We start from the raw sequence: 26,329 nt of genomic DNA, 5'->3' as shown, positions 1-26,329 counted from the left end.
GCGCCAGATCCGTGTTCAGGTTAGGCAGATTGAACGAACCGTTGCCGGAAACCGTCTGGTCGAGGCCGCCTTGCGCGGCCCACTGGAAGTTGCTCACGCCGGAAACGCCGTCCGCACCGGACACGTCGTGCGTCTCGATCTGCTTATAGACGTCCGGGTTCTGCAGCATGTACGACGCTGCGGCGGACACGTCGGACGGCGTGCCGGCAGGCGGATTGTTGGCGAGCTTGTAGAGCTGATCGGGATCGAGCGACGAGATGCCGTTCTGGCTCATGTAGCTCGCCAGCGCGCCGGACGCGCTTTGCGCATCCATCATGGCGCCTTGGGTCGAGGTCGAATCGAGCGTATCGGTCGTGCTCGGCGACGGCTCGCTGTCGAGGCCGCCTTGCGCGGCCCACTCGAAGTTGCCCACGCCGGAAATACCGTCAGCACCTGACACGTCGTGCGTCTCGATCTGCTTATAGACGTCCGGATTTTGCAGCATGTACGACGCCGCGGCGGACACATCGGGCGGCGTGCCGGCAGGCGGATTGTTGGCCAGTTGATAAAGCTGATTCGGATCGAGCGACTTGATGCCGTTCTGGTTCATGTAACTCGCGAGCGTGCCCGACGCGTTCTGCGCCATCGCGTTCTGTCCCACCGACGACGAACTTTGCTGCAACACCTGGTTGATCATCGCATCGACTTGCTGCTCCAGCTGCTGGATGGACTGATCTTCTGAAGAGAACGACGAGTCGAGGCTGGGTGTGGCAAAACTGGAGACGGCGTCGTTGGCGATAGCGGTCATGGGATCCTCTGCAAGGGAAGATAGACCGCCATCGGTCATGCGGATGTGAAACGAAACACAGCGGCGGTCCGGGGTCGTCTAATGCTAATTGGGCCAACTGGGCCGGTTTCGGCCCATGCGAAAAGCGGGCCGAAAATGCGAAGCCATGTCTGTGTGAGGGGGAATGCGTGGCATCCGGCACGGCACATCATTGGACCTGCGCAGCGCCGCGCGCGGCCTGCTCTTCGCAGTAAGCCAGGTACTTATCGTAGGCCTGCTGCGGCGGTGTTTTGGCGTACTGTCCGTACAGACGGTCGATAAAGGTCGTCAATTCCGCCTGCGCGTACAACTGTCGTTCAATCGGCATTGCCGCCGCTACATGCTGCGCCTTGCGCAACTCGTCTTCCTTGCTGACGCCAGCATCGCGGTCCTGTGCGATCAGCTTCGCGTTGTTCGCACGCGTCGTGCAGACCTGCGTCATTGCCGACGAAGCCTGTGCATGCGCGGATAACGGGCTTAGCGCTGTGGCCGACGCAATCAGCGCTGTCACGGCCATGCCGCGTACGAATGGCAGAAAGGAGGTGCAAGGCGAATCGCTTCGGGGTACGCCGATCATCCGGTCCTCGTTATATTCGGTTGTAAAAGCCTGCCGTCGAGCAGCGTCGACGCACTTTCGTCGTCAGCAAAACGACTGATCGACAGCACATGATCCAGCGCCCAGACGCAGTGAAACCAACCGGTTGGAATCACCAGCAGATCGCCCGGTTCGAGCATGACGTCCACGCTGGACGCATCGGCAAAGCGCGGAAAGCGTGTCAGGTCCGGAGCCGCTACGTCGACGCGGCAAGGACGATACGTGTTGAATGCGTCGAGCGCGTAGACGGCGCCTTCCTGAGCAGGCGCATAGAGCCGCACCCGCTTGCGGCCGTGAATCTGTGCAAGAAACGAATTCGCCAGATCGCAGTGCAAACGCGTGACAAGTGCGGCGGCGCTGGCCCGCCCGAACCAGAGTTGCCCTGCGCCGAACATGCGCGCCGGAAGCATCGGCAGTGAAAAACGCGCTTCCCATGCGGGCGGCAGGAGGCAGCCTTCCGTGTAGGTGGCGGCGCCTGCGCTGGCGAGAGGCTGTACGGCGAATCCATCGATAAAGTCGGCAACGGTTTGCGGAAGGCCGCTCGACGGATTCGCGCGCAGTACAGTAGCGCCCTCGTGAGTACGCCAATCATCGAGTGTCCAGGCGACTTCGGGCCAGCTCACCATGCCGCGCAACACCAGCGGGACGGAGGCATCGAGCGTGTCTGCGAGTGCCGCGTGCAGGTCCTGATCGCCGCAGCCGCTGGCCTGCAGCGCCGGCACGGTCGCCAGCGCTGCGGGTGCGCGCCGCCGGGCTCGCTCCAGCGCCATGCGGGCCGCCGCCGAGGGTCGCTTGAGCAGTTGCAACCAGTAAGCGGCGAGCCGCTCAGCGCCGTCGATTCGCACGCCGCCGAACGCCATTGCCGCCGCACTGCGCGGATCGAAGCCGGTGGGATCGTCGAGCATCGCGCTCAACAACGCGCGGCTCAGCGTGATGCGGGCTGCGGCGCGGTGCACGTCGTCGGGTGGGATCGACGTCGACTCGATCCGCGGACCAAACGTGAAACGGCGGCTGGCATCCGCGCAATCGCTGACGATCAGATCGACGGCCACCGCTTGTGGCGGCGCCACGTAATGTGCGCTAAGCCGCGCTTCCAGAACCGCGCTGAGTTCGACATGCGCCGTCATGCTCACCATGGCTTGCGCCAGTAGACCGCTTGCGTGTTCACACGCGTAAGCGGCGCGTCGATGCGATGCACGGCGCGGTATTCGTCAACGGCGCGTGCGCAGCCAGTCGGCAGGCCATAGTCGTCGACGATCACGAAGCCACCCGGTGACAGGCGCGGATACAAGGCCTCGAGTGCGTCACGGGTCGAGTCGTACCAGTCGCCATCGAGACGCATCAACGCGAGGCGCTCGATCGGCGCGTCCGGCAACGTATCGGCGAACCAGCCCGGCAGAAAACGCACGCGGCGATCGAGCAGGCCCGCGCGCGCGAAAGCTTCGCGCACGGTCGCCAGATCGCTGCGCAGCAGGCCGACCGCGCGCATCAGGTGATGCCAGATGGCATCGCGCAAATCGGTGGCAGGGTTCGGCGCGGGCAAACCCGCGAAGGAATCGGCCACCCAGACGTTGCGACCAAAGCCGCCGAACGCGGTCAGCGCGGCGCGCATCAGAATCGTCACGCCGCCGCGCCATACGCCGGTTTCGATGAAGTCGCCCGGCACGCGCTCGTCGATCACGAGGCGCGCCAACTCGACGACGTTATCGAGTAGCACGTCGTCGCACATCGTCAAACGACGCGACTCGTGGTGCATGTGGTTGAGCGCATCCGCCATGCGCGCCGGCTCGATCCCGGCAACCTCAGCCGCCGTGCGATGCAGTGGCGCGAGCCATTCGGCAAACACACGGTCCGCATCGGCGAGCCGTTCGACGCAATCGTCGGCGGTGATTGGCGCAGTTTGGGCCGCGGCGGCTTGCGCGAGGTCGTGAATGTCGGCCGCGCCGCCAATGTAGCGGCGGATCATCGCCAGATACGCATAGGCGCGCTCGTCGTCGGCGACCAGCATGGATAGCTGCGGCTCAGGGCCGGACAAAGAAGCGGAAGAAGGACTCGAAGGATTCAATTCCATCGCGGGTTCGGGTGGGCGCTCGGGCCGTTAGCGGACGAGACGTGTGCGAGAAAGCCGCCATACGCAAGGCGCGGCGCGGCGGCAAGCCCGAACCAGTATCGGCCGACACGGCCCCCCGTTCAGCTGAATCACGAACGGATGCATGCTCATGCGAACCGCGGAGGGTTGGCGCCTGGGCGCGCCGGCCAGCATGCGTGTCCCACCCACTGCGTGCGGTTTTCAATGCAGTCTTTCGTGTCGAGCCACGCAGCGGCATGCCGGATCAGGTGTGATGGCAGCATCGCCGCCTTCCCCTTCCGCCAATGACTGGTTTTCCGCCCCGCCCCGCGCAGTTGCTGCGCCCGTCGATGACCTGCCTCGTGGCCGGCTGCCTGCTCGCACTCGCCGGCTGCGCGACGCCGCCTAAACCGCCCCCGCCGACGGCAGACGAGTCCTTGCCCGTGGCCTTGCGAGCCAACCAGGACGAGGTGCTCCAGGAAGTCATGACCACCCATGGCGACGAAACCTACATATGCCGCCGCATCAAGGCGGGCCCAGTCGCGCTGCCTGACACGATCCCTGGCGTCGCCCGTGACGGCACGCAGCTGCTCTGGGATCCTTTGGGTTCCGAAGCAACCCTCGTCGACGCCGCCGGCCAAAGCGTCGGCACCGTCGCGCCGGGCCGCTACTTTCTCTCCTACGACGGCAGCTACGTGATCGGCAACGTCGCCGCCGAAAGCCAGGTGGGCGCCAATGCGCTGACCTGGGCGCGCTACACGGCCCGCTTCGTCGCGGCCCCGCGCCCGGGCGAGGGCCGTTTCGCCGACGTCAGCTCGATCCAGCGCATCGACACCACGGGCGGTGTGCCGCCGCAACCGTCGTGCGAACTCGAGGGCGCGCATCTGCTCGTGCCGTACGGCGCGACCTATATGTTCTACCGCGCTAAAGGCCGCGCGCCGGTCGCCTTGTCGGCGAATCAGGCCACGCAGTAACCCGAGGAGTCGACGATGCAATTCGGTTTGTTCATGACGTTGCCTGCCCCGGAGCCGAAGCCGGCAGCCGAGCTCTACCAGCGCGCGATCGCGATGGCCGAAGCCGCCGATACGCTCGGCTTCAGCCACCTGTGGCTCGCCGAACATCACTTCACGAACTACTCGCACTCGTCACGGCCGCTGATGCTGCTGTCCCATATCGCCGCACGCACCCACCATCTGCGCCTCGGTCCGGCGATCGTGCCGGTGCCGCTGCATCATCCGCTCGTGATTGCGGAAGAACTCGCCACGCTCGATGTGTTGAGCGGCGGACGTGTCGAAGCCGGGCTTGGCAGCGGCTATCAACGCTATCAGTACGAGCGCTTCCAGCTTGTCAAAGGCGCCACCTCCGCCCGCGACGACGAAGCGATCGACGTGCTCTTGCAAGCACTACGCGAACCCGTGTTCTCGCACCAGGGCGAGTACTTCAACATTCCCCGCACCGGCCTCGTCCCGCAACCGCTGCAACGCGCGATGCCGGTATGGCTCGTCGTCAATTCGAGCCGGCGAGCGTCGGTCGAACAGGCGGTGCGACGGCGCGCAAATCTCTTCACCGGCGTGCTCGAACCCATTTCGAAGCTGACCGACGTACGGCGCCATTATCCGGACCTCGCCCCTGCACTCTCGACTGTACGCATCGGCACGCAGCGGCCGGTGTTCGTCGCGCAAAACGAAGCTCAGGCCCGCGAGGCTGTCGAACATGCGCGCTGGAACGGACGCGCGACGCTGCGCCTGCGTCACGACATGGGCGACGTGGTGGACGGCGTCGTGCCGGACCAACCGCTACCCGACGAACCGTCCGACGACGCGCTACGCAACGATTTCCTCGTGATCGGCACCGCCGACGAATGTATTCACCAATTGCGCCGGATTCAAGCCGGCCTCGGCTGCGATTATTTCAGCGCGAGCTTCTGGTTTGGTTCGATGCCGCATGAGATGGCGATGGAGTCGATGCGCCGGTTCGCACGCGACGTGATGCCCGCATTCGCGAACGGTGCGCTTGCAGCGACCACCCAGCAAGCGCCGGCATCGCGCCCGCAATGGGAATCCACCTTGGCGTGGTGAACGCATTCAGCGCGCATGACACGCGTTCCTGCGCACGACGTTTGCATCTGCCACGTTCGCATCCTCGGCCCTCACTTCGGACTTCCAGCACTGCAATGTGACGTGGCGATGAAAATTCGTCATCGTCGGCGAGTTGCCGACGCGACCGTCCTCACATGGGAGACCGCTCGTGCCATTCGGGATTCGCAACCCTTTCTCACGCGGCGCACCGCCCGTTCAGCAACAGCAGCAGCCTGCGGCCCCGCAGGCGAATCAGCCGCAGAACAATGTACCGCTGCCTGAAACGAGAGTGGTTGGCGGCCCGCTCGACAAGCTGCGCGCATTGCGCAACCATCTGCCCAGCGCGCCAGTGCAGACGCCGCTTGGACCAGGGCAGACGCATAGCGACCCGATGCCGCAAGGCTCGCCCCTCAACGACCTGACCGGCAGCGGTGCGAACAGCACCTTCACGCCGTTCCACGCACGGACCACCGTGCGCGCATCGCGGCCCGCGCCGGATATCCAGCCGAGCCCTGGGCAGATGCACACGCCGAAGGCCAACGCGAGCACACCGCTTGGCGTCAATTCGCACAACAACACCAACGTGAAGACTGCGGTCGGCAAGAACGAGCGAGCCTTGTCGCAAGCAAGCACCGAACTGCGCGACCCGGCCAGGGCCGACGCGCATCTTGCCGAGAGCTTTCCGGCTGAAGCGGGTACGCAGTTCGCAACCGAGCGCGACACGCTGCTGGCCAATATCCGCGACGCGATTCCGCAAGGTCAGCGCGGCGACCCGCCGCTCGCGAAGTCGCGCTATCTCGGTCACGCGCTCGCCGAAGCGACTGGCGGCAACGTGCAACGCGCAAGCGACGTGCTCGGCGTGCTGCAAGGCACGATCCAGAATCCCACTCCGCAGCAGACGCGCGACGCGTTCGCGACACGCTGCGCGATGGCGCGCTCGCGAGCCGCGTTTCACGCGCTGCGCAACGTCGAAGCGGCGCCGCCGATGGGCGGCAACATCCAGGCGCCGACCGACCGTGACCGCAAGGTTCACGCGGAAGCCGACTGGCAAACCTGGCGCGCCGCCGACACGCTGTTGTCGGCATGGCCGAACGGCATGGAAAAACCCGGCACGCTGCCCGAACTCGCGGAATCGGCCAACGCTATGCTGCCGGCCGCCGAACGCGACGCCAACACCCAGGTCGCGCAAAGCCAGCAGCAGGCCGCGATCAGCCTCGCGCTGACGCCGCATACGCAGACCGCCAAGGCGATGCTGTGCGGCAACGCATTGCTCGAGAGTCCGCGCGCGCAACCGCAAACGCATCTTCGTTCGGCGTACCTCGCGCATCGCAACGGCATCGCCGAAGCTGATGTCGGCCAGGTGCAGAATCGTATGTACTCGGTGGTCAAGCATGCGCAGCGCAACGCGACGTCGGCACGCACCGGCTCGTGGATGAATCGCACGGCGCAGCGATTTCGCAGCGGCGTCAAGCAAAGCTTCGGCCACGAGAAGGACCCGATCTCGGCGCTCGGCATGGGCACCGCCGGCGGTCTGATGGATCATCCGGACAAGGACTTCAGCACACTGCAATCCATCGACACGGTGGTCGACGCGCTAAACACGCAGGTGGTGAACGCGCCGCACCGGCAGCGCGGCCAGGCGCCGGACAACGCGACGATGAACGCCGCTGTGCGCGCCGCCGCGCTACGCAACTGGAAGGGGAACATCGGCGCCAAGGGCTGGTTGCGCGACGACACGAAATTCGGCCGTCTGCAACGCAATCAGATTGCGCGCGACGTTGCTGGCGCGCTGAACGTCGATAAGGACACGGTGCGCAACAGCCCGGCGTTCCGCGATCTGCCGAAGATGAACGCCGAGACGCTGCGCGCCTGGGCAACCGAGTCGGGCGCGGATATGAATGCGCCGATCGGCGCGACCAACCGCACGCTTGGCCAGAATCTCGACCGCATGCAGGCGATCCGTCAGGATCCGGTGGCGACGCCGGCCACGCCGCAAGGCAACATCGATTCGTTATGCCATCTGGTCGAAAACGTGCCGAAGACGTGGAGCGTGCAGATGTCGAGCGGCGGCGTCTACGGGCTCGACGCGAACATCTCCGAGAACATCGCAACCGCGCTCGGCCTCGTCGGCGCGCCGAGCGCCTCGGTGGCGCCGGACGTGCGCTATCTGAAAGGCCGTCACGCGCTGCTCGAAGTCGGCTCCACCTCGCATCACGGCGAAATGTTTATCGGCACCGACAACCGCAAGTCCGCGCACCTGGGCGTCGGCGGCTTCATTGGCTGGTCACTCGCTGGCGGCAAGGCGATGGCGAGCGGCTACGGGTCCGTGATTGGCGGCCGCGACACCAGCAATCCGCGCGGCGTGGTAATCCGCACGCCGTTCGACCAGACCGGCAACAACGACCCTGAGGCCTGGCGCGGCAAGATGACCGACGTGGTGCGCACGCTCGGCGGCTCCGGTCCCGGCGGACAACTGCCGCGCACAAAGGACGAAATGTGGAATGGCATGGCGGACAGGTTCTTTGCCGATCCGGATGTGTCGATCGGCTGGGTCGACAACAAGAGCCGTTCGAATTACGGCTCGCTCGCGGTGACGGGCGGCGCGCGTTATGTGACCCCGGCCAACGTCAAGTTCGGGCCGCTCGTAACGGGCGAGGCCGTGTTCAGTTCGAGCAAGGCTCACTCGACCGATCAGAGCGGCGCGCGCAATGTCGACAAATCGAGCAGCGGTCATCGGTTCGCAGTCAATGGCAGCGCCACGCTGGTATCGAGCCCGCCGCCCGTGCCGATCGGCAACGCCGGGCCATTCAATTCACTGTCGTTTTCGAGCGCACCGCTGGTCGGCTTCGGCACGACCTTGCTGCAAACGGGCACCGGTTCGACGCTGCGGCTCTATGAAGAGAGCGGCGACATCGTGCCCGAGCGCACCTATCGCGACACCGAATTCACCAGCGTCGGCAATTACCTGCAATACATCGACAGCCGCAACGACGCATGGGCGCATTCGGTAAACGGCGGCCAGAACGCATTGAACACGTACCAGACCAAGGTCAAGCTCAACGCGACGCGCGGCAATCAATACTATGGCGAGCGGCAGCGCATCGTGCCGGAAGCGGCTGCCGAAATCAACGCGTATCGCGGCACGCTGCGGATGTTCGAGCAAGGCGGACGCACGCCGACCCAGGACGAGCAGAGGGAAATGCTGCGGATTCGCGGCGAAATCGCGCGCTTGCTCGAATCGCCGACAAGCTGGACGAATCATGTGCTGTACAGCTACGAGTCGAATTCGGCGTCGCGCACGTCGGGGCTCTCGTATGTCGGCACGGCGCAGGCGGTCAAGCAGGTCAGCGCGCAGCGGGAACTCAGTTCGTTGTCGGTGCCTTGACCGTGAACTGAGCGCGCCTAGCCTTCGAGCACGGCGCGCACCCGCTCACCCATCGCGTCGAAACGGGCGCGTTGCAAGCGCGCATAGTCGTCGTATGCGGCAATCAATGCGCCGCGCACACCGTCGTTCTGCAGCGATGCGATGGCTGCGAGCGCGCCGTGTGCGCCGTCGTCGCCGTCGCATGCCGCGCTCCATGACTCGCAACCCACCTCGCTCAGGAGACGTTCGATGCGCGTGTCCATCGAGAGCCCGAACACCGGCACGCCATGCGAGATCGCGAGTACTGCCGCGTGATAGCGCGTTGTCACCACGCATGCTGCATGCGCGACCGTGGCGGCCACTTCGTCGAGCGTATGCGGGCCGCGCGCGACGATGTCGATTGGGAATGGCACACGGGCCGCCAGATCGGCGCAGGCGCCGCTATCGAGTTGCTCCATGCCCACCAGCACCGGCGTGTAACCCTGCTCCCTCAAGCCGACAGCGATCTGCGCGAAGCGATCGAGATAGGCGTGATAGGCCTCGGCGCGCGCCGTGTTCCAACTGTGAAAATGCAAAGGACCATAGCGCAGCGATGATGCCTCGCCGCGTGCGTCGAGTTCACGCGCCCGCGCGGCGTCGGCATGCACTGGCCACCAGAACGGATTGTTCGGGCATAGCGCGACGCGCCGTGAACTGAGCGCCGCGTTGCTTGCGTCAGCGGGCGCCCGATAAGTCCAAGCGGTATCGGCGCCCACTTGTGCGCTAACGCCGAGCGAAGCAAGTTGTACACGCGCAGCGTCATTGCGGCAAATGACTTCGCCGGCTTGCGCATTGCGTTCGACAAAGCGCGTGAGCGCAGTGCTCATCGTGCCGCTATCGACACCGTATGCAATCGCCGGCCGCCGATGCGCATGCGCAAGCGCAATCCCGCCGATCAGCACGCCCGCCAACGAGTCGGAAAACTTCGACGTATAGGTCGAGCCTTCCACGTTCAGCACGAGATCGGCGTCGCGCACGGCGGCGTCGAGCGCATCGGGCAGATAAGGCAGCGAAGGCGTGAGCCGCGGCGTGCCGGCAAGCAGCGGATGATCGAAGCAGTCTCCGAGCGCAAACAGCGTGATACGCGGCTCGCGCGGCGCGAGCAGGCGGCGCAACTGGGCGATCGTCTCGATCGTGCGCAGATCGGCGCCGGTGTTGCCCGCGCCGCTATAGCCGAGCAGCAATACGCGCGGCGCGTCACGATTCGCGCCTGGATCGCTGCGGCCGGGCGCGCGCCGTGCCGCGTTGATGCGTTGCTGCATATCGTCGAGAAAGACCTCGTCCGGCGCGGGTGCGCTTGCATAGCGACTCAACGCGGCTAGCGAACGCTGCAACGGGCTCTCGACAATGTCCCAATCCATCACGTCGCTCCCAAAGCTTGCGCGAGTTGCTGCATTTGCAGCGCGCCGGAATACGGTTCGACCGCCACTTCAATGATCGTCACGCCGGCGTGATCGCGTGCTTCGGCGAGCGCCTCGTCCAACGCGTCGCGCGTCTCGACACGGCGATGCGCGAGCCCGAACGCCTGCGCGAGCGCGCCGATATCGAACTTGTAGGGATTGCGGATCGTGCGCCGATAGGCCGGTGCGCGGGCGATCGGCAAAAAGTCGAAGATCGCGCCGCCGCCGTTGTCGACCACACAGATGCAGGCTGGCGTACACACACGTTGCGCGCTCGCCAGTGAAGAAAGGTCGTGGATCAACGCCTGATCGCCGAGCAGCAGCAGACCCGCATCGCGGCGCGCGAGCGCTTCGCCGATGAACGTCGCCATCGTGCCGTCGATGCCGCTCACGCCGCGATTCACATAGATGTCCTGGCGCGCGGCGCGTACGTCGTAGCCGATATCGGCGTGACGCATCGACATGGAATTGCCGAGATGAACGAAGGCAAAGCCGGGCGCCGCCAGCACGCAATGAACCGCCGACACTTCGCCCCAGGCGAGCGATGCGACGCAAGCGCGCCGCTCGCGTGCGCCGTAACCGGCAACGCTTGCCCAGCGGTCGCGCCAGGAAAAGGCGACGGTCGGGCGAGGCGGCGTGGGTGCGTTGGGACTGGCGTCGGCATGTGTACGCCGCTGCACTGCTTCGGCCAGCGCTGCGGCAATCTCTTGCAGCATCGCCGATGACGGCGCAACCAGCACGTCGCGTGGATCCAGAGCCGGATGCAGATAGTCATGCGCCACACGGCAAGGCGCGATCTTGATCGTCGGCACGTCGGCGTGTGCTTCGAGGTACGCGTGCAGCACCGGCATAACCGGCGCGAGGCCGAAGCGCACGATCAGTTCCGCGCGCGCCGATGCGAGCCGTGCGGCACCGCCGAATACATCGAATGCGTTGACGATCAATGCGCCCGCCGCGCCGCGCGCGGCCGCTTGCGGCGTCAACGCCGACGGCCCCGATCGCAGCCCACTGCCCGCGTCGGCTAGCACGGGAAAGCCACTCGCCGCGGCCAGCGCGAAAATCGCTTCGAGTGGCACGCCCGGTTCAGGGCCGACCACGATCAACCCGTTGAGGCCGTTACTGAGCGGAACGCTACCGCGCTTCGCAAGCACGCGCGCCATGACGCGTTCGACGATACGCGCGGGCGACGCTTCGGATACGGGGGACGCGGCATGATCGTGCAAAGCCACCGGAGTCCGTGCCGCGCGGACCGTTTCGAACGAAACCGGCTGCGTCTCAACCGCATCGTAAACACCCGCGAGCGGGACATTGATATGCACCGGACCACGCGTCGGCCGCTGTGACGATGGATGCACATCGGCGCGCGACAAGCTGTCATCGACGTCCGCCACGCCCTTGGACATCGCAACAAGCGCTGCCGCGAGCGCATCACGGGCTTGCTCCAGAGCCTGCACTGCATCTTCAGGATCTTCCAGGTCCGCCTGCGCGCGCACGAAAGCGCGGGTCGCACCGAGATGATCCGCCATCTGTCCAAAACCGGTGCCGCGCAGCGCACGCGGCCGGTCGCACGTCAGTACGACGAGCGGCACATCGGAAGCGTCCGCTTCGGTCAGCGCGGGCAAGACATTCGCTACCGCCGAGCCGGACGTCGTGACGATCGCGACCGGTTCGCCGCTTGCCTTCGCGATCCCGAGCGCGACGAAGGCGCCGCTGCGCTCATCGGTGCTGACCATCTCGACGGCAATGTGCGGATGTCCGTCGAACGCGAGGCACATGGCGCTCGCGCGGCCACCGGGACACAAGACAGCGTGACGCACGCCGGCAGCACTCAGCGTTTCGACAATCCATTCCACCCACACTGCGTTGAGCGATTCGCCGCTTGCCGCACAGGCTTCGCTAAACGATTCACTGCCCGTCGCGGCGGTTTCGTACCGCAAGGCGCTTACCGTCATAGCCGCTTCGTTTAACGGCCCACCGTCCGACGCTGAGGTTTCGTTAAAAAATTGGCCAACTCTCGAGGCAACTTCAGGAACGGCGCCCATCAAGCCACCGCTTGCGACGTACCCGCCACCGGCGTAATCGCAATCGTGCTCACGGGAGTGGGCGCCGCCCCCTGCTCCGCCGCAATCAACCGCTCCATCACGCGTCGTGCGCGAATCGCGCCGGCGTCGATCGGCAGCAGCGCCGGCTGCATCGCCCAGAAGTCGTGGTCGCCGAGATTCTTCTGTTGCGCTTCGAGCATCGGCAGGTCCTCGCACTCGAACGGCTTCATCAGTCCTTCGACGGCATAGCGCACCAGGCCGCGCGCCGCGTCGCCCATCTCCTTCGGCAAACCGAACGCGAAGAAGTAATGCGTCGTGCGTTCGGTCTCCGGCGTCAGCCAATGCGCGGACGGCGCGATCAGCCCCGCTTCGCGCGGCATGCCCGCCGCGGTCACGCCGACCACGATCGAGAGCAATCCAGGTGGCGTCCAGCGCACGTCCATCCAGCGATCCACCCGCGTACCGGGCGGAATCCCGAAGCCTTGCGCGACGAACGGCTGCAACGCTTCGTCGTAAGCGCTGCGGCGCACCCAGACAATGTCGTCGAGGCTGCCCGACTGCACGTCGCCACGCGCGATCGCCTCGCTGCCGAGCGTATCGGGATGAAGAAACTGGAAGTGGCTCAGATCGAGCAGATTGTCGGCGCTCAGCTGATAGTGCGCGCGCGTATGCAGGTAACCGTCGTGTGTGACGTTAGCGGCGGGATCGACGAACGGAAACGACGGCAGCAAGGCCGCATCCGCGCGCGCGGGGTCGCCCGGCCAGAACCAGATGGCGCCGTAACGTTCGAGCGAAGGGTACGCACGCACCTTCGCGCCGGCCGGCACCCGGCCGTCGCCGTGCGGATTGTGCACGCACTGTCCGTTCGCACTGAAGCGCAGACCGTGATACGGACATTCGAGCACGCCGTCGACGATACGGCCTTGCGACAGCGGCGCGAAACGATGCGCGCAGCGATCGTCGAGCGCGATCGCGCGCTGTTCCGCATCGCGATATAGCACCACAGGCCGCCCGAGCAGCGTGCGCGAAAACGGCACGTCGGCGCGGACCTCGTGGGCGAAAGCCGCGACATACCACGCGTTTAACAGAAAGGACATGAGCGCACTCGCAATGGAATCGGCACAAGAAAAAAATGCGCGGCGCCGCATTGGCGGCCACCTCATGCGAGTGTAAATAGCCGCTCATCCCACAGATTCAACAAAGCTCAGGGAAATGCGAAGCCGCATTTCTTAAAACGCGCTTTTCAGATTCTCAACAAAAATAAATACGGCTTGCAACGCTGAAAGGTACTGCGAACCTTGCTTCGCGTGCGATTCCCGGCGATGCGGGTCTCTTTTACCCGTTACCGAATGCATGACGGTAATTGCTGCCGAAATCGTGTTTAGAAGTGCATCTCCCGGCTAATAGCCGCGATCTGTCTGGTTATTGACCGGATCGAAACGATGCGAAACAAATTCTCCATCTTTCATGCAATTTCAATGCGTCATGCGATGAAACAATTCGTTACAGCCCTGATATTTTAAGGGCCGTAATTTTCGGGACACGCAATGCGGTTTGGGAAGCAACCTTAGGCATCAGTCCCGGGAGGGCATGTTGAAATTCGCCGTGATGACCACCAGCAGCAGTCTGTTCAATCTGATTTGCCAATGCTTTCGCGACGATACGATCGAATGCTGCCGCTTCCTCGATGACGTCGCACTCTCGCGGGCGATCTATCGGGAGGACTATCACGCCATCCTTGTCGACGCGGCAACGGGCATCGATGCAACGCGCGCAGTGTTCGCACGCCGTGCCTGCTATGGCGACCGCCGCGCGCCGTTGATCGTGATTGGCGCATTTGCCGATCGTGACAGCATCGAACGGGCCTTCGAAGTCGGCGCCGACGACGTGGTGCTCTCACCGATCGATCAGGGCGAACTCGAGGTACGCACCTATCAGGCGTTGCGCCGCTTCCAGTCGCCGCCACCGTTGCAATCCGAAGACCGGGCCGAACTCGGTCCCTATCGGCTGGACCGTCGTACCGGCACGGTGCTGGTGGACGAGCGCGAAATCCGCCTGACGGTGCGCGAATTCGCGATTGCATGGCTGCTGTTCTCACGCGCCGGTGAATACGTGAGCCGCCGGCAGATTGCCGGTGCGATCTGGAGCAGCACGGAAGATATCGTGGGCCGCACGCTCGAACAGCACATCTACAAGCTGCGCAAGAAGCTGGGGCTGAACGGCGCGTCAGGCGTCCAGCTACGCACGATGTATGCGCACGGATATCGCGTCGAGTTGTGCGATGGCAAGGCGGATGCCGACGCCATCATGCCGGGGATAGTCCAGGTCGAGCAGACCGTGGATGCGATTACGGCGATCACTGAAGTCGTCGACATCGCTCGCCACGAAGCGAATATAGAATGCGTCGGGCAAACAACGCGCCCCTCCCGAACGCTCGACGTCCATGCAAAAGACAGCGAAGCCGCTCGCAGCGCACAACCATGGGGCCAGTATGCGGCCATGTGGCACAGCGGCACAGCGCACTTCGTGCACCCGGTAGCGGGCTTCACGGCGCGCGGGGCTGAATCGCCGGGCAGCGACTCTTCGTCGGCATTGACGTCGTTCTCGATTCCCGCCGCGCTGCTAGGGAGCAACGGACGGCGCCGCTAAAGCATAGAGGGGCGAGCGCTGCGTGCGCCTGCCCCTCGTTTCATAACACAGCCCTCGATTACAGATCCAGCACCCGTGGCGACAACAGGAAGACGCGTTCCATATGCGAGCGCGAGTCGTTGTTGTTGCGGAACAGTGCGCCGATGAGCGGAATCTTCGACAGGCCCGGCACACCGGTCACGCCGTTCGAGTTGTTATCCACGCTGTAGCCGGCGATCAACAGGCTCTCGCCCTGGCCGACAAAGGCCTGCGTATTGATCTCGCTGCTGGTGATCACCGGAATGTTGTCGACCTGCTGGCCGGTCAGCTGACCGTCTTCGATATGCACCTCGAGCTTGATACGCGTCTGACCGTCTTCCTGTACGACCATCGGCAGCACGCGCAGCGAGACGCCAGTCGACACGCTATACAGATCCGCCGACGTATAACCGGACACACGCACGAAGAACTTGGTCTTGTTGTCCATCACGGCCTCGACGTTGTCGAGCGTGGCGACCTTCGGCGACGCGTCGATCTTCGCCTTGGAAGTGCTCTGCATCGCATTGACGCGCGCCATCAGATAACGCCCTGCATCGCCGAGCACGGCGGTAATCGAGGCGCCCACCGGCGTCGCGGAAACCACCGTGGTGCCGTCGGCAAGCGTCGTAGTGCCGAAGTTCGGATTGATCTGGCCGTTCGCGTAGCTGTTCTGCTGATACGTTCCCGTGCCGGTCTGGAAGTCGAGATGACTGTTGTGCGCGCGCCAGTCCACGCCGATCTGCGCAAGCACGTCGTCGTCGATTTCGATGATGTGCGCTTCGATTTCGATCAGCTTGGGCCGCGTGTCGAGTTGATCGATCAGCGACGCGTACTGGTCGATGCGCTGCGGCGTATCGCGGATCAGCACCGAGTTGGTGGTCGGATCGGGCTGCATGATCGGCAAGCTCAGATCGCCGCCGCTCGGCTGGCTCGTCTGCGAAGCGCCAGGCGCGTTCGCGTAGCCCACACTGCCCGTGCTGCCGTAGTTGGACGGCTGCGCGTTGCCGACCAGGCCGCCGAGCGCGGAGCCTTGCCCGTCTGCCATATTGGGCGGCAATGGCGGATTCATGACCGGCGCGCCGCCGCTGTTGCCGCCGCCCACGTCGTTCATCGGCTGCACGCGTTGCATGTTCGGCGACACCGAGGTCTGCGATTGGCCGCCACCCTTCTCCTGCTTCGCGTGATACATGTTCGACAGCACGGTGGCGACACCCGGCACCGTGATCGTGTTGCCGTCGATCTGCACCTTGTGGTCCGCGGCCCAGGCGTGCTTCAGCTTGAACACGCGAATCACGGAGCCGCTGCGGCGGCTCGCGTTCTCGTCGAGGCGTCGGGCGATCTCGCTCACCATCTGCACATATTGCGGCGGCCCGTTGACGATCGCCGTGCCCGCGCTTTCGTCATATACCACCGGGAAGCGCGCGTCGTCGACACTCATCGTATGCAGCGCGGCGCGCAGATCGGAAGCGGATGCGTGATCGAGCTTGATCACCTGATGCGTGACGTCGTTGGCGCTGCTGATCGACAGCACGCTGCCGTCATAGAACCAGACAAAACCGAAGGTCGAAGCGAGCGTATCGAGAAAGCGCTGCGGCGACATGTCGAAGCGGCCCGTCACCGCGCCCTGAACATTGCCCGCGATCGACGCGGCCACGCCCTGGCTCGCGGTGAAATCGCGCAGCACGTCTTTCAGATCTTTGCCTTCCACGGCGATGTGCACCGAGGTGCCACGCCATCGCACGGGAGCCGCGCTAGCAGGTTGCAGCGCGCTCAACGTCAGGGACGCCGCGAGCCACGCGGCGCAGAACAGCGTCTTCGATTTCATGGAGTCGACTGTGTGAGGGTGATGGAAAAAACCGCGAATACCGAAACGCGCAGCAGTGGCAACAAAGCGGCGGCGTTATCGTTCAAGCGTTTCGGACGGCGCTTCATGAAACTGCTTGCGATAACCGTTCACGAGCGTCGAGCGGTTTTGCACGCCCCACTTGCTCGCCGCGCCCAGCACGCCGCGATCGCTCGAATACGACCGGTCGGTGAGTTCCGCGCGAATCCGCTCCATGCGTTGACGGCGGATCAATTCGGTTGGCGACAGTCCGAGGAAATTCTTGAAGGCGCTTTGCAACGCACGTTCGGTTACGCCGATCTCCGCGGCCACTTCGCGTACTGAAAGATCGCGCCGGTCGAGGTTGTCGAGCACGTAGCTATATGCGCGGCGGTACTTGGCCGGTAGACGTGCGCCGACATCGTCGAGTTGCGGCGAGGCCTTCGCGCTGCGCTGCAGGAACGGCGCGCGCACTTGCGAGTCTTCGCGCAGACATTGCATGGCCACGAGCGCATAGCGGCTATAGAGTTGCAGCGACTCCTGCGCACGGCCTTCGGCTTGACGCGTTTTGGCGCTGCAGTAGAGATATTCGAGCTGACGGTGGCCGGTGGTGCCGTTGCGACCAATCTGATGCAGCGGCTCCAGAATCGAACAGGCCAGATGCGGCGCCGCGCCGGCCAGTGTCGCAAGCGCAATTTCGAGGCGCAGCGTGCGCTGATAGTCGCCGATTCCCTGCTCGCGCGACCACTGCAAATGACGCTGCAATTCGCCGATCGCATCTCGATCCGCGCAGGCGGCCAGACGCAATTGCTGCAGATAGTCGATGCGCGCGCGCAGCAACGGCGAACGCACGCCGAACACGGCGCGTGCAAGGCTGTCGACGCTTGCATCAGCCCCCTGGCCCGGCCGCGGCACGCGTTCGCTCGACAAACCCGATTGCCAGTAGACGTGATCGCGCAGCGCCGTCGCGTTACGCACTTCCATTTGCACGGCGAGGTCGAAGCGCAGCGTCGCGAGCAGCGCGTGCCAATGGCCCGCTGCATCGTCGAGATCGCGCTCCACCCGTTCGACAAGATCGTCAATGGCGTCGGCGGCTTCGCTGGTGCGGCCCAGCTCATAGAGCACGCAAACAATGCCGAAGTGCGCTTCCACGGCGCGCGCCGGTTCGATTTCCGGCTCGTCGGCGACACGCGAGAAACACGCCAGCGCCGTGCCGAGGCGATGCCGGAAAAATGCCTGCCATGCGGCGTTGCGGCATGACGCGGTGCGGATCGCGTGCTTCGACGAACGGATCAGCTTTTGCGAGCGACGGTAGTTCTCCTCGGCCTCGACTTCGATGCCGAGCATCAGTTGCAGATCGGCGTGCAGTTGCAGTGCGTGCGGCGCGAATTCGGCGTTGCCGGCTTCGTCGGCCCAGCGGCTCGCCAGCTGACTCGCGGCGTTCAGCTTGCCGTCGAGCAAGGTATCGAGAAATCGGCCGGACAGTGCGGTGTGAGCACAGGGTGCGGGCGTTGCGAGCGCGGATACCACGGGGAAGTAAAGCATCGAGAACATGGACGACTCCTCTGAGTGCGGGAACGCGTCGCAAGCGGCATGCGCGATGCGTCGAGTGGAGTCAATGTAGCGAGGCGCACCAAACGAAGTTTCAATTAATCTGATATTTGCGGCGCATTTGAGAAGGTTTGAGATTTGCATCGGCGCGGCCGCGCAGCGACGTTCTGCAAGGCATTCTCAACACAAGCTCAAGGCTTGTTCGGCGGACGGGAAGAGTTCGATGTATTCGGCGCCTTCGTCGTTTCGTTAAGCACGCGAAACTGCGCTTCAAGACCGCGCAAGGTCACCTGATCGCGCACCTGGTCGACGAAAATGCCGACGAACAGCGCCAGCATCAACACCGTCACCGCGCCTTTGACCGGCTGGCTCAGCGTCATCAGATCGAGCTTCGATGCGGACTTCGCGGCAAAGCCGAAGGCGAAGTCGACCAGCAGCAGAATGAACATCATCGGCGCGGCGAGCTTGGCGATGGTTTGCATCAGCGTGTCGGTCTGCGTCAGCACGAACGATTCGATGATGTTCGACACGTTCGGTCCTGCCGACACGATCGGCCACCAGTGATACGACTCGTATAGCGTACCGAGCAGAAAGGTCATGCCGCCGAGCGCCCAGAACGCGACGGAGGCAATTTGCCCGAGCAGCGTGGCGGTCGGCGTTGATTGCTCCTGGCGCGTGGGATTGGTGATCTGCACGTTGTTGTAGCCGGTCAGATCGTCGATATAGGTGCCCGCGCCTTCTGCAACCCAAAACACGACCGAGGCCGCGAAACCGATCACGAGTCCAATCAACGCCTCGCGCAGACCGACTTCCAGCAACATGACGCCGTGCAGCGATTGCATGAACGCGACGGGTTGACCGTACGCCACGTAGGAGCTGAACAGCAACACGACTGCATTACGCACCACGCCTTGCAGCAAACCGTCGGCAGTCGGCGGGAAAATGAACATCACGATGAACAGGCGCAGCGAGCACACGCCGATCAACGTGATGTAGCCGACCAGCAGCGTGCCGAGTTGCGGCAGCGCGGAAAAGATGTCGTTCATGCGGGCGCTCCGCGCGCCTGAAAACGTCGCGCGAGCGCGGTTTCTTCGGCCTCCTCGTCGCTCGCGTCGCTGGCCGCGTTTTCCTGAGCGCGGCGGATATCGCGAATCCGTTCGCCGCACAGATCGATGCGGCCTTGATTCAGGGCGATCTCGCGTTGCGTCTGCGCGATCGCCGCAGTATTTTCCTGCACGGCGGCTTCGGCTTGCGCGAGTTCCGCTTCGAGCAGGCGCAGCCGGTCGCTCACCACCCCGATGTACAAACGGCAGTTGTTCAGGTCATCGAGCGAGAACGGTTCGGTGCCCGTCATCATGCCGTCGATGCGATGCTGGTAGAACTGCAGCACGCCGGCTTCGTGCGCGACCTGGTCTGCCTTTGCATCGCGCGCGGCTTCGAGTTGCAATTGCGCGTTGCGCTGCGCGGTAAGCGTCACGCGCAAAGTTTCGTCGAGACGCCGGCGCCGCGTACACGATCGCTCGAGCGCGACGATGCGCCGTTGTTGCATACCCATCGATCCTGCCGCCATTAGCCGAGCCCGCTGAGGTCGTAAAGCAGCGCTTCCGTCTCGTTCGGCGCAGCGTAGTCGCCGGTGCGTTGCGACAGGAACGCCTTGATCGCGTCAGCCTTGGCGATGGCTTCATCGGCCAGCGGATTGGCGCCGGGCTGATATTCGCCGATCTGCAACAGCATCTCCACCTCGCGATGCTTCGCCATCAATTCGCGAATCCGCGCCGCAGCCTGCACGTAAGCGTCCGGCACGACCTGGGGCATCACGCGCGACAAACTGCCGAGCACGTCGATCGCGGGGTACTGGTTCTTCGCCGCGATCTCGCGCGACAGAATCATGTGGCCGTCGAGAATGCCTCGCACTTCTTCCGCGATCGGATCGCTGCCGCTATCGTCTTCGGCGAGCACGGTGTAGAGCGCGGTGATCGAGCCGGTTTCGCCCATGCCCGCACGTTCCAGCAAACGCGGCAATTCGGCGAAGATGGACGGCGGGAAGCCGCGTCTTGCGGGCGGCTCGCCCGCCGCCAGACCGATCTCACGGCCGGCGCGCGCGAAACGCGTCAACGAGTCCATCATTAGCAGCACGCGCTGGCCACGGTCACGGAAATACTCGGCAATTGCAGTCGCGACGTAGGCCGCTTTCGCGCGCTCCATCGACGAACGGTCCGACGTCGCGCATACCACCACCGAGCGCGCCATGCCTTCCGGTCCGAGAATCAGTTCAACGAACTCGCGCACTTCGCGGCCGCGCTCGCCGATCAAAGCGATCACGTTGACGTCGCACGAAGCCCCGCGTGCGAACATGCCGAGCAAGGTACTTTTGCCGACGCCGGCCGGCGCGAAGATGCCCATACGCTGGCCCTCGGCGAGCGTCATCATCGCGTCGACGGCACGCACGCCGGTCGGTAACGGCGCCTCGATCATGCGGCGACTCATCGGATCGGGCGGCGCCGCGAAAATCGGCCGCAGCGTGTCGGAATGAATCGGCGGACCGCCATCCACAGGTTCGCCGAGACTGTCGATCACGCGGCCCAGCAGCATGTCACCGACTTTCACCGCGAGCGAGCGGCCGAGGCCGATCACCTGAGTCGAACGCGAAATGTTTTCGAGGCGGGAGAACGGCGAAAGCAGCGCGACGTCGCGCGTGAAGCCGATCACCTCGGCATGCTGAAGCAAGGTGCCGTTCGGCGCGCGCAACTCGCACAACTCACCGAGCGACAGATCGAGACCGGCCACCTTGATCAGCGTGCCGATCACTTCCAGTACTTTGCCCGTGCGAGTCACACCCGGCACGGCGAGAATCTCGCGCTCGATCTCGTCGGTCAGCCGGTCGAAATCGACGGTTCGGGTGAGCCATGGCGTGCTCATGCAGCTTCCTCGTCATTGCGCGGGTCGTAGCCGTCGGCGTCGTTGTCGGCATCGGCTGACGCCGGTTCTTCGTCGTGCGCATCGGCCTCTTCGACCGAGCGTTTCAGCGCGCGTGACACGGCGCTGCGCATGGCGCGCAATTGTGTGTCGAGGCTCGCATCGACGGTGCCGAAGTCGGACTCGCAAACGCAACTGCCGGGATCGAGCCGTTTGTCCGCGATCACCGAGAGCGGAATCGGCTGGCCGAGATCGCGCCAGCGCGAAGCGAGCCGGTCGAAGGTGGCTTTAGCCTCGGCGTAGTCGTCGGGGTGAACGGCGACACGCAAATAGGTCGCGCCCTCCACAATGCGGTCGACGGTTGCGAGCGCCCGTTCGAACAACGCCTCGTGACGCTCCACGCGCACGATCTGTTCGACTGCCGACGCCACGATCTGCGCCAGCCGCTCGCGCATGCGAATCTGTAGCTGGCTCTGCGCATCGGCGACGTCGGCGAGACGCTGCATCCAGTCGGCGAGCGCGCGATCGCAGCCGTCGCGGTAGCCCTGTTCGCTGGCGGTGTCGTATTCGCGCTGCGCCTGTTCGGCGATTTCGGCGGCCTGCGCATGGCCTGCATCGACGATTCGCGCCGCCTCGTCACGCGCGTCGGCCAGCAGCGCGTCGCGTTCGGCTGCGAGCGCCGCATAGGCTGCATCGATCGAGACCAACTCGCCGAAGGTCGCGCGAGGAATCACATCGGCTGCCGCGCCGACTCTTGCAAACGATGCGTTGGCATCGACTTCGCCAAAGGCGGAGCGCGCGTGCTTCAACCAAATAGCCATGCAAACTCCGGTAGCAGATCGGATAGACGCGCGAAGAGGCGTGCGGAGCCGGCTGCATCCAGCTCTTCAGGCACGGACGCGAGCCACGCAGGAGTGGGCAGCACGCGCGGCAATGCAAGGCGCAGCAGCGGAAACGGCACACGCGCGCTTTCGTTCGTGCCACTTGCGCCGCTCGTTGTGTTCGTGCCGCCCAGATCGCGCAACAGCAGCGCGCAGCCTTCTACCGCTAGCGTCCCGGCATCCAGCGTCGTCAACGGCGGCATCGCGGCGCGCGCGGTCAAACGCGCGATATCAGGCGCATCGGCGAGATGGGCGTCCTGCGTGAGACGGTCGATGCCCACGCCCGTCCATTCCGACAGTTGCGATCGCGTGCGTTTGTCGATCAGGCGACGCACCTCGGCGCGCCGGAACGACAGTGCACGCATGCGCAGAACCTGTAGTGCGTGATGGACCGGCAGTACATCGAGCAGCACGGCATTCGGCTGTACGGTACCCGCAGGCGTCGGTTTCAGCGCGGGTTGAGTGAGCGAAGCGAACGAAGGTGGTTTGGCGCCGACGGCATCAGCAAGGGCCTGAGAACAGGCCTGAACCGCTGCTGCACCGGCACGCTCGAGCGCAGCACGCCAATGTTCCAACTGCGCCGCGTTCGCGCCGAGCAACGCGGCGCTCCACGACGGATCGGCCCACTGCGCCGCAGTAGCGAGGTTGCGGCGATACGAATCGAGCGCCGCGGCCACCCGCATGAAAGGCAAATCGGTCGGCGCGTTCATCGTAGCCGCGTCGCCGGATCAGTTCGCGGGGCGCAGACGGCGCAAACGCGCCAGCAATCCAGCGAAGCGGCCGCTCGCGGGCTCGCCCGTTCCAGTGCCACCCGCCTCGCCGCCCGGCCGTCCCGCCAGTACGCCACGGCGCGCCAACACCAGGAGCGCTGTGGCGGCCAGCACGACCACACCGGCCAACACGCCCATCAGCCACACCGGCATGCTATTGCTCTGCGGCAGTTGCGAGTATTCGACCGGGTCCGCCGCAACCGCGGTTACGCTGACCTGATCGTAGGTGAGCCCTTCCACGCTATGCATGACGAGCGTCTTGATCTGCGGCACCAGCGCGCCGATATCCGAGTCGCGCCGGTACTTGATGAACACCGCCGCCGACGAGGGCTTGATGGTCTGCGCCAACGGGTCGTTGTTCGGCAACACGATCTGCACACGCGCGACCAGCACGCCGTCGATCTTCGATAAGGTCGACGACAACTCCTGCGACGTGCCGTAGATAAACCGCACACGTTCTTCGGTCGGCGTCGAAACCAGGCCGTCCTTCTTGAACAAAGCGCCGAGGTCGTCGAACTTGTTGTGCGGCAAACCGCGCGCGCGGAGCACTTCCATGGCGCGCACCATCTGCGCGTCGTCGACGTCGAGCGACCAGGTCTTGCCCGCGTCCGACGTATCTTTCGACGCATCCACGCCGCGTTCCAGCAGCGCGACCACCATCTCGTTGACGTCCTGCTCGGACAGGTTGCCGTACAGCTCTTTCTTGCAGCCGCTCAGCGTCACGCATAACGCGAGTACGCAGAGTAACGGTGCGGCGCGGCGGCGGATCGGCAATCGGTCGAACATGGTGGCGGCGTCTCGCATCGTATGCACAAGGTTCGCGAAGGCGCAGCGCCACGTTCAGGGTGGCGTGCGCAAGCGCGTTACTGGTTCTTCATCAACGTTTCGATCGCCGACTTCGACGAATCCACCACGCCCATCTTCGCTTCCAGATCGAGCTGCGTGCTGGCAAGTTCGAGCGTCATGCGAATCGTGCCCGCGCTCATCTCGTTCATCGTCATGTTCGGCGCCTGCTCGGCGAGTTGCAGCGCGTCGTTAACGGTGTGCTGCAACTCGGCGTCCTGCGAGGCGACCAGCTTCGAGGCAACCGCGGTGCCATCCTGCTGCGGCGTGGCGGGCGCGCTCATCGGCGACTTCTGCATCAGCGACTGGAACTTGTCGGCCATTTCAGGCGTGGTCTGTGCGGCCGGCGCGGCGCCCGCACCTTGCGACATCTGCTCGAGCGAGGCTTGCAAGGCGGTCGTGGTGGCATTGACGGTCATGTGCGGCTCCGGAAACGGATGGAAATCAGGCTCGTAGGAACGACTGGTGCGCGTAGTCGGTTGTAGCCGGCGTGGCTGCTGTAGCCGGCGCGGGCTGAACATCGGCCTCGGCGTTTTCAGCGGTTTCCGCGTCGAACTCAGCCAGCGCCTCCAACGATTTCGGCGTGACGAACTGGCCGCCGGCGCGCTTCACCTTCATCGCGTTCAACAGGTCCTCGCGGGCTTCGAGCGCGCGCACCAGCGACTGCGTGTCGCGCGTCGGATTGTTTTCCATGGCTTCGGTCGCGCTTTGCTTCCAGTCCGGGTCGCCCTTCGCGGACAGGCAGAAGGCGAGCAGCGCCTTGGCGTAGCCGAAGCGCGGCGCGTTCTCGCCGACCTGGCGCAGCACGTGGATGGCGTCGTCCCAGTGGCCGCGCACCATATGCAGGATGCCGTCGAGCGTGTCGATTTCGGCGACGCGCGGACGCAGCACGCGCAGCGCATCGAGCACGAGTTCGATGTCGTACGGGTCGGCGGACACCTTCGGGAAGTTGCTGAGCAACGCGGTCGAAACGGTTTCGATCAGACCGCCGACGACATCGGGGCTGCAATTCATGTATTCCGGCGTGCTGACGGTCATGGCGATGGGCTCCTGACAGAAGCGTTGAGGTCGACCGTGCCGTTCGCAGCCGGTCGGGAAGGATGACGCAAACATAGCAACCGGCGCGCGGCGGCAGACCGTTGGACGCGAAGTGAGCGCATGGGATGCGAAGCCGGGTGTCCGCTTCGTAATGCGCGCGCCCGCTTCGCCTCACCCGGCACGGGGGCTCAGCGCGGGCGCTATCGTCAGGCGGGATATGCGGCCCTCGCCTCAGGCACGCTTCGTGAACGCGCCGCGTGCCCCGCCCGCCCACGCCCCTCCTCCCATCGCGACCGAGCCGACATGAGCGACGAAAAGACCGAAGAGCCAACCCAGAAAAAGCTGCGGGACGCGCGCAAGGACGGTCAGGTGTCCCGCAGCAGCGATTTGACCGATTCGATCTCGATGTCGGCGGTGGTGTTGTTGCTGATGGCGGGCGCGAGCCACTTTAGCGACGCGATGCGCGAAGCGGTGCTGATCGCCACGGGCTTCGTCAACGGCGACCATTCGCTGACCAATATGCAGACGCAGTTCTACAAGATCGGCGGCCTTGCGTTGTCGGCGATCGTGCCGTGCGTATGCATCGCGGCGCTCGCCGCGATCGCGGGTTCAATCGGCCAGGTCGGCATGCAGATCGCCACCAAGCCGATCACGCCCGATCCGAAGGCCGTCAGCCCGATGGCGGGCCTCAAGCGCATATTCTCGGTTCGCACGCTGATCGAGTGCGCGAAGATGATCGTCAAGGCGGCGATCGTGTTCTGCGTGATGTGGCAGACCATCAAGTGGCTGTTTCCGCTGATCGTCGGCTCGTTGTATCAGCCGCTGCCGGAACTCGTACGGATGTTCTGGGACCTGCTGCTGAAGCTTTTCATGGTGGCCGCGGCAGTGTTCGTGCTGGTCGGCGCCGCGGACGTCAAGCTGCAAAGCTTCATGTTCCTCAAGAAGATGAAGATGTCGAAGGACGAGGTCAAACGCGAGCACAAGAATCAGGAAGGCGATCCACGCATCAAGGGCGAGCGGCGACGTCTCGCGCGCGAAATGCTGAACGCGCCGCCGCAATCGAAAGTCGGCATGGCCAACATGATGGTGGTCAATCCCACCCACTATTCGGTCGCGGTGCGCTATGCGCCGGATGAACACCCGCTGCCGCGCGTGATCGCCAAAGGCATGGACGAGAGCGCCGCCGAGCTGCGGCGCGCGGCCCGCGATGCGGGCGTGCCGATCATCGGCAATCCGCCGGTTGCGCGTGCGCTGTACAAAGTCGGCGTCGATCAGCCGATTCCCGAAGAATTGTTCGAAACGGTCGCGGCGATTCTGCGCTGGGTCGATGCAATCGGCGTGCGGCGCGTGGAGGGCGATCTGGCTGCCGGCGCCGGGACACACGTCGACACGCACACCGATAGTGCGGCCATTCATCCCTCCGACCCGCCGCCTGCCCTCCACTGACGAG

The 26,329-nt window shown here is 64.6% G+C and carries 21 protein-coding genes and 1 pseudogene; 5 read left to right on the top strand and 17 right to left on the bottom strand.

What is annotated here, in order from left to right; genetic code table 11:
* Positions 1 to 4 precede the first annotated feature (4 nt).
* The 4 genes and pseudogenes from KHO30_RS23870 to KHO30_RS23855 form a co-directional block, all read right to left on the bottom strand.
* Positions 5 to 568 (bottom strand): annotated as a pseudogene (locus KHO30_RS23870) (hypothetical protein); the annotation flags it as partial.
* A 406-nt stretch (positions 569 to 974) separates the two neighbouring features.
* The gene (locus KHO30_RS23865) at positions 975 to 1,382 is read right to left on the bottom strand and encodes a hypothetical protein (protein WP_093641280.1); all 408 of its coding nucleotides are present in this window, start codon (positions 1,380 to 1,382) and stop codon (positions 975 to 977) included.
* On the bottom strand, positions 1,379 to 2,536 hold the full coding sequence (locus tag KHO30_RS23860) for a cupin-like domain-containing protein (protein WP_093641282.1): 1,158 nt from the start codon (positions 2,534 to 2,536) through the stop codon (positions 1,379 to 1,381). Before KHO30_RS23860 ends, KHO30_RS23865 begins: the two co-directional genes overlap by 4 nt.
* Positions 2,530 to 3,471 (bottom strand): TylF/MycF/NovP-related O-methyltransferase, encoded by a 942-nt coding sequence (locus KHO30_RS23855; protein WP_211702544.1) that lies wholly within the window; start codon positions 3,469 to 3,471, stop codon positions 2,530 to 2,532. The genes KHO30_RS23860 and KHO30_RS23855 overlap by 7 nt, the downstream gene beginning before the upstream one ends.
* Before the next feature lie 347 nt (positions 3,472 to 3,818).
* Here KHO30_RS23855 and KHO30_RS23850 point away from each other — a divergent pair, with 347 nt between their 5' ends.
* The 3 genes from KHO30_RS23850 to KHO30_RS23840 all read left to right on the top strand — a co-directional run bounded on the left by KHO30_RS23850 (position 3,819) and on the right by KHO30_RS23840 (position 8,931).
* Positions 3,819 to 4,442, top strand: coding sequence for a DUF3455 domain-containing protein (locus KHO30_RS23850; RefSeq protein WP_234486559.1), 624 nt, complete (start codon positions 3,819 to 3,821; stop codon positions 4,440 to 4,442).
* Between the two features lie 15 nt (positions 4,443 to 4,457).
* Positions 4,458 to 5,546 (top strand): LLM class flavin-dependent oxidoreductase, encoded by a 1,089-nt coding sequence (locus KHO30_RS23845; protein WP_200618461.1) that lies wholly within the window; start codon positions 4,458 to 4,460, stop codon positions 5,544 to 5,546.
* Between the two features lie 169 nt (positions 5,547 to 5,715).
* Positions 5,716 to 8,931: a hypothetical protein gene (locus KHO30_RS23840; RefSeq protein WP_211702543.1), complete on the top strand. Its 3,216-nt coding sequence runs from the start codon at positions 5,716 to 5,718 to the stop codon at positions 8,929 to 8,931.
* A 17-nt stretch (positions 8,932 to 8,948) separates the two neighbouring features.
* Here KHO30_RS23840 and KHO30_RS23835 read toward each other — a convergent pair whose 3' ends face one another.
* The 3 genes from KHO30_RS23835 to KHO30_RS23825 all read right to left on the bottom strand — a co-directional run bounded on the left by KHO30_RS23835 (position 8,949) and on the right by KHO30_RS23825 (position 13,488).
* The gene (locus tag KHO30_RS23835; protein ID WP_211702542.1) at positions 8,949 to 10,310 is read right to left on the bottom strand and encodes a polysaccharide pyruvyl transferase family protein; all 1,362 of its coding nucleotides are present in this window, start codon (positions 10,308 to 10,310) and stop codon (positions 8,949 to 8,951) included.
* Entirely contained in the window at positions 10,310 to 12,301 is a 1,992-nt protein-coding gene (gene menD / locus KHO30_RS23830) for a 2-succinyl-5-enolpyruvyl-6-hydroxy-3-cyclohexene-1-carboxylic-acid synthase (protein ID WP_211702541.1), read from the bottom strand. Before menD ends, KHO30_RS23835 begins: the two co-directional genes overlap by 1 nt.
* A gap of 89 nt (positions 12,302 to 12,390) precedes the next feature.
* Positions 12,391 to 13,488, bottom strand: coding sequence for an aromatic ring-hydroxylating dioxygenase subunit alpha (locus tag KHO30_RS23825; RefSeq protein ID WP_211702540.1), 1,098 nt, complete (start codon positions 13,486 to 13,488; stop codon positions 12,391 to 12,393).
* A 493-nt stretch (positions 13,489 to 13,981) separates the two neighbouring features.
* Here KHO30_RS23825 and KHO30_RS23820 point away from each other — a divergent pair, with 493 nt between their 5' ends.
* A complete protein-coding gene (locus KHO30_RS23820; RefSeq protein ID WP_234486558.1) occupies positions 13,982 to 15,040 on the top strand; it encodes a response regulator transcription factor in 1,059 nt (352 codons plus the stop codon).
* A 58-nt stretch (positions 15,041 to 15,098) separates the two neighbouring features.
* Here KHO30_RS23820 and sctC read toward each other — a convergent pair whose 3' ends face one another.
* From sctC to KHO30_RS23770, 10 genes are all read right to left on the bottom strand, one after another.
* Positions 15,099 to 16,883, bottom strand: coding sequence for a type III secretion system outer membrane ring subunit SctC (gene sctC, locus KHO30_RS23815; protein ID WP_200618466.1), 1,785 nt, complete (start codon positions 16,881 to 16,883; stop codon positions 15,099 to 15,101).
* Between the two features lie 75 nt (positions 16,884 to 16,958).
* The gene (locus KHO30_RS23810) at positions 16,959 to 18,434 is read right to left on the bottom strand and encodes a helix-turn-helix transcriptional regulator (protein WP_200651230.1); all 1,476 of its coding nucleotides are present in this window, start codon (positions 18,432 to 18,434) and stop codon (positions 16,959 to 16,961) included.
* Between the two features lie 188 nt (positions 18,435 to 18,622).
* Entirely contained in the window at positions 18,623 to 19,477 is an 855-nt protein-coding gene (sctT, locus tag KHO30_RS23805) for a type III secretion system export apparatus subunit SctT (protein WP_200618468.1), read from the bottom strand.
* Positions 19,474 to 19,980 (bottom strand): type III secretion protein, encoded by a 507-nt coding sequence (locus KHO30_RS23800; protein ID WP_211702539.1) that lies wholly within the window; start codon positions 19,978 to 19,980, stop codon positions 19,474 to 19,476. Before KHO30_RS23800 ends, sctT begins: the two co-directional genes overlap by 4 nt.
* A gap of 20 nt (positions 19,981 to 20,000) precedes the next feature.
* Positions 20,001 to 21,350 (bottom strand): type III secretion system ATPase SctN, encoded by a 1,350-nt coding sequence (gene sctN / locus KHO30_RS23795; protein ID WP_211702538.1) that lies wholly within the window; start codon positions 21,348 to 21,350, stop codon positions 20,001 to 20,003.
* The gene (sctL, locus tag KHO30_RS23790; protein ID WP_211702537.1) at positions 21,347 to 22,168 is read right to left on the bottom strand and encodes a type III secretion system stator protein SctL; all 822 of its coding nucleotides are present in this window, start codon (positions 22,166 to 22,168) and stop codon (positions 21,347 to 21,349) included. The genes sctN and sctL overlap by 4 nt, the downstream gene beginning before the upstream one ends.
* Complete coding sequence (locus tag KHO30_RS23785) at positions 22,153 to 22,938, bottom strand: type III secretion protein HrpB4 (RefSeq protein WP_211702536.1); 786 nt, start codon at positions 22,936 to 22,938, stop codon at positions 22,153 to 22,155. The genes sctL and KHO30_RS23785 overlap by 16 nt, the downstream gene beginning before the upstream one ends.
* A gap of 18 nt (positions 22,939 to 22,956) precedes the next feature.
* Positions 22,957 to 23,784: a type III secretion system inner membrane ring lipoprotein SctJ gene (gene sctJ / locus KHO30_RS23780; RefSeq protein ID WP_093641321.1), complete on the bottom strand. Its 828-nt coding sequence runs from the start codon at positions 23,782 to 23,784 to the stop codon at positions 22,957 to 22,959.
* 77 nt (positions 23,785 to 23,861) lie between these two features.
* Entirely contained in the window at positions 23,862 to 24,260 is a 399-nt protein-coding gene (locus KHO30_RS23775) for a type III secretion protein HrpB2 (protein WP_093641324.1), read from the bottom strand.
* A gap of 25 nt (positions 24,261 to 24,285) precedes the next feature.
* Positions 24,286 to 24,879 carry an HrpB1 family type III secretion system apparatus protein gene (locus tag KHO30_RS23770; RefSeq protein ID WP_211702535.1) on the bottom strand — a complete coding sequence of 198 codons (594 nt, stop codon included), beginning with the start codon at positions 24,877 to 24,879 and terminating at the stop codon, positions 24,286 to 24,288.
* A gap of 303 nt (positions 24,880 to 25,182) precedes the next feature.
* Here KHO30_RS23770 and sctU point away from each other — a divergent pair, with 303 nt between their 5' ends.
* The gene (gene sctU, locus KHO30_RS23765) at positions 25,183 to 26,325 is read left to right on the top strand and encodes a type III secretion system export apparatus subunit SctU (protein ID WP_211702534.1); all 1,143 of its coding nucleotides are present in this window, start codon (positions 25,183 to 25,185) and stop codon (positions 26,323 to 26,325) included.
* The last annotated feature ends 4 nt before the right edge of the window (positions 26,326 to 26,329 follow it).

The sequence above is a fragment of the Paraburkholderia aspalathi genome (genome assembly GCF_905220735.1).
Classification (GTDB): domain Bacteria; phylum Pseudomonadota; class Gammaproteobacteria; order Burkholderiales; family Burkholderiaceae; genus Paraburkholderia; species Paraburkholderia aspalathi.
Note: the sequence above shows the minus strand (reverse complement) of the source record. Positions and strands in the feature narration are given on the sequence as shown.

Excerpts from the sequence above, each read along its gene's own strand:
- KHO30_RS23865 (WP_093641280.1), bottom strand. The coding sequence starts at position 1,382 with ATGATCGGCGTACCCCGAAGCGATTCGCCTTGCACCTCCTTTCTGCCA.
- KHO30_RS23860 (WP_093641282.1), bottom strand. The coding sequence starts at position 2,536 with ATGGTGAGCATGACGGCGCATGTCGAACTCAGCGCGGTTCTGGAAGCG.
- KHO30_RS23855 (WP_211702544.1), bottom strand. The coding sequence starts at position 3,471 with ATGGAATTGAATCCTTCGAGTCCTTCTTCCGCTTCTTTGTCCGGCCCT.
- KHO30_RS23850 (WP_234486559.1), top strand. The coding sequence starts at position 3,819 with ATGACCTGCCTCGTGGCCGGCTGCCTGCTCGCACTCGCCGGCTGCGCG.
- KHO30_RS23845 (WP_200618461.1), top strand. The coding sequence starts at position 4,458 with ATGCAATTCGGTTTGTTCATGACGTTGCCTGCCCCGGAGCCGAAGCCG.
- KHO30_RS23835 (WP_211702542.1), bottom strand. The coding sequence starts at position 10,310 with ATGGATTGGGACATTGTCGAGAGCCCGTTGCAGCGTTCGCTAGCCGCG.
- menD (WP_211702541.1), bottom strand. The coding sequence starts at position 12,301 with ATGACGGTAAGCGCCTTGCGGTACGAAACCGCCGCGACGGGCAGTGAA.
- KHO30_RS23825 (WP_211702540.1), bottom strand. The coding sequence starts at position 13,488 with ATGTCCTTTCTGTTAAACGCGTGGTATGTCGCGGCTTTCGCCCACGAG.
- KHO30_RS23820 (WP_234486558.1), top strand. The coding sequence starts at position 13,982 with ATGTTGAAATTCGCCGTGATGACCACCAGCAGCAGTCTGTTCAATCTG.
- sctC (WP_200618466.1), bottom strand. The coding sequence starts at position 16,883 with ATGAAATCGAAGACGCTGTTCTGCGCCGCGTGGCTCGCGGCGTCCCTG.
- KHO30_RS23810 (WP_200651230.1), bottom strand. The coding sequence starts at position 18,434 with ATGTTCTCGATGCTTTACTTCCCCGTGGTATCCGCGCTCGCAACGCCC.
- sctT (WP_200618468.1), bottom strand. The coding sequence starts at position 19,477 with ATGAACGACATCTTTTCCGCGCTGCCGCAACTCGGCACGCTGCTGGTC.
- KHO30_RS23800 (WP_211702539.1), bottom strand. The coding sequence starts at position 19,980 with ATGCAACAACGGCGCATCGTCGCGCTCGAGCGATCGTGTACGCGGCGC.
- sctN (WP_211702538.1), bottom strand. The coding sequence starts at position 21,350 with ATGAGCACGCCATGGCTCACCCGAACCGTCGATTTCGACCGGCTGACC.
- sctL (WP_211702537.1), bottom strand. The coding sequence starts at position 22,168 with ATGGCTATTTGGTTGAAGCACGCGCGCTCCGCCTTTGGCGAAGTCGAT.
- KHO30_RS23785 (WP_211702536.1), bottom strand. The coding sequence starts at position 22,938 with ATGAACGCGCCGACCGATTTGCCTTTCATGCGGGTGGCCGCGGCGCTC.
- sctJ (WP_093641321.1), bottom strand. The coding sequence starts at position 23,784 with ATGTTCGACCGATTGCCGATCCGCCGCCGCGCCGCACCGTTACTCTGC.
- KHO30_RS23775 (WP_093641324.1), bottom strand. The coding sequence starts at position 24,260 with ATGACCGTCAATGCCACCACGACCGCCTTGCAAGCCTCGCTCGAGCAG.
- KHO30_RS23770 (WP_211702535.1), bottom strand. The coding sequence starts at position 24,879 with ATGACCGTCAGCACGCCGGAATACATGAATTGCAGCCCCGATGTCGTC.
- sctU (WP_211702534.1), top strand. The coding sequence starts at position 25,183 with ATGAGCGACGAAAAGACCGAAGAGCCAACCCAGAAAAAGCTGCGGGAC.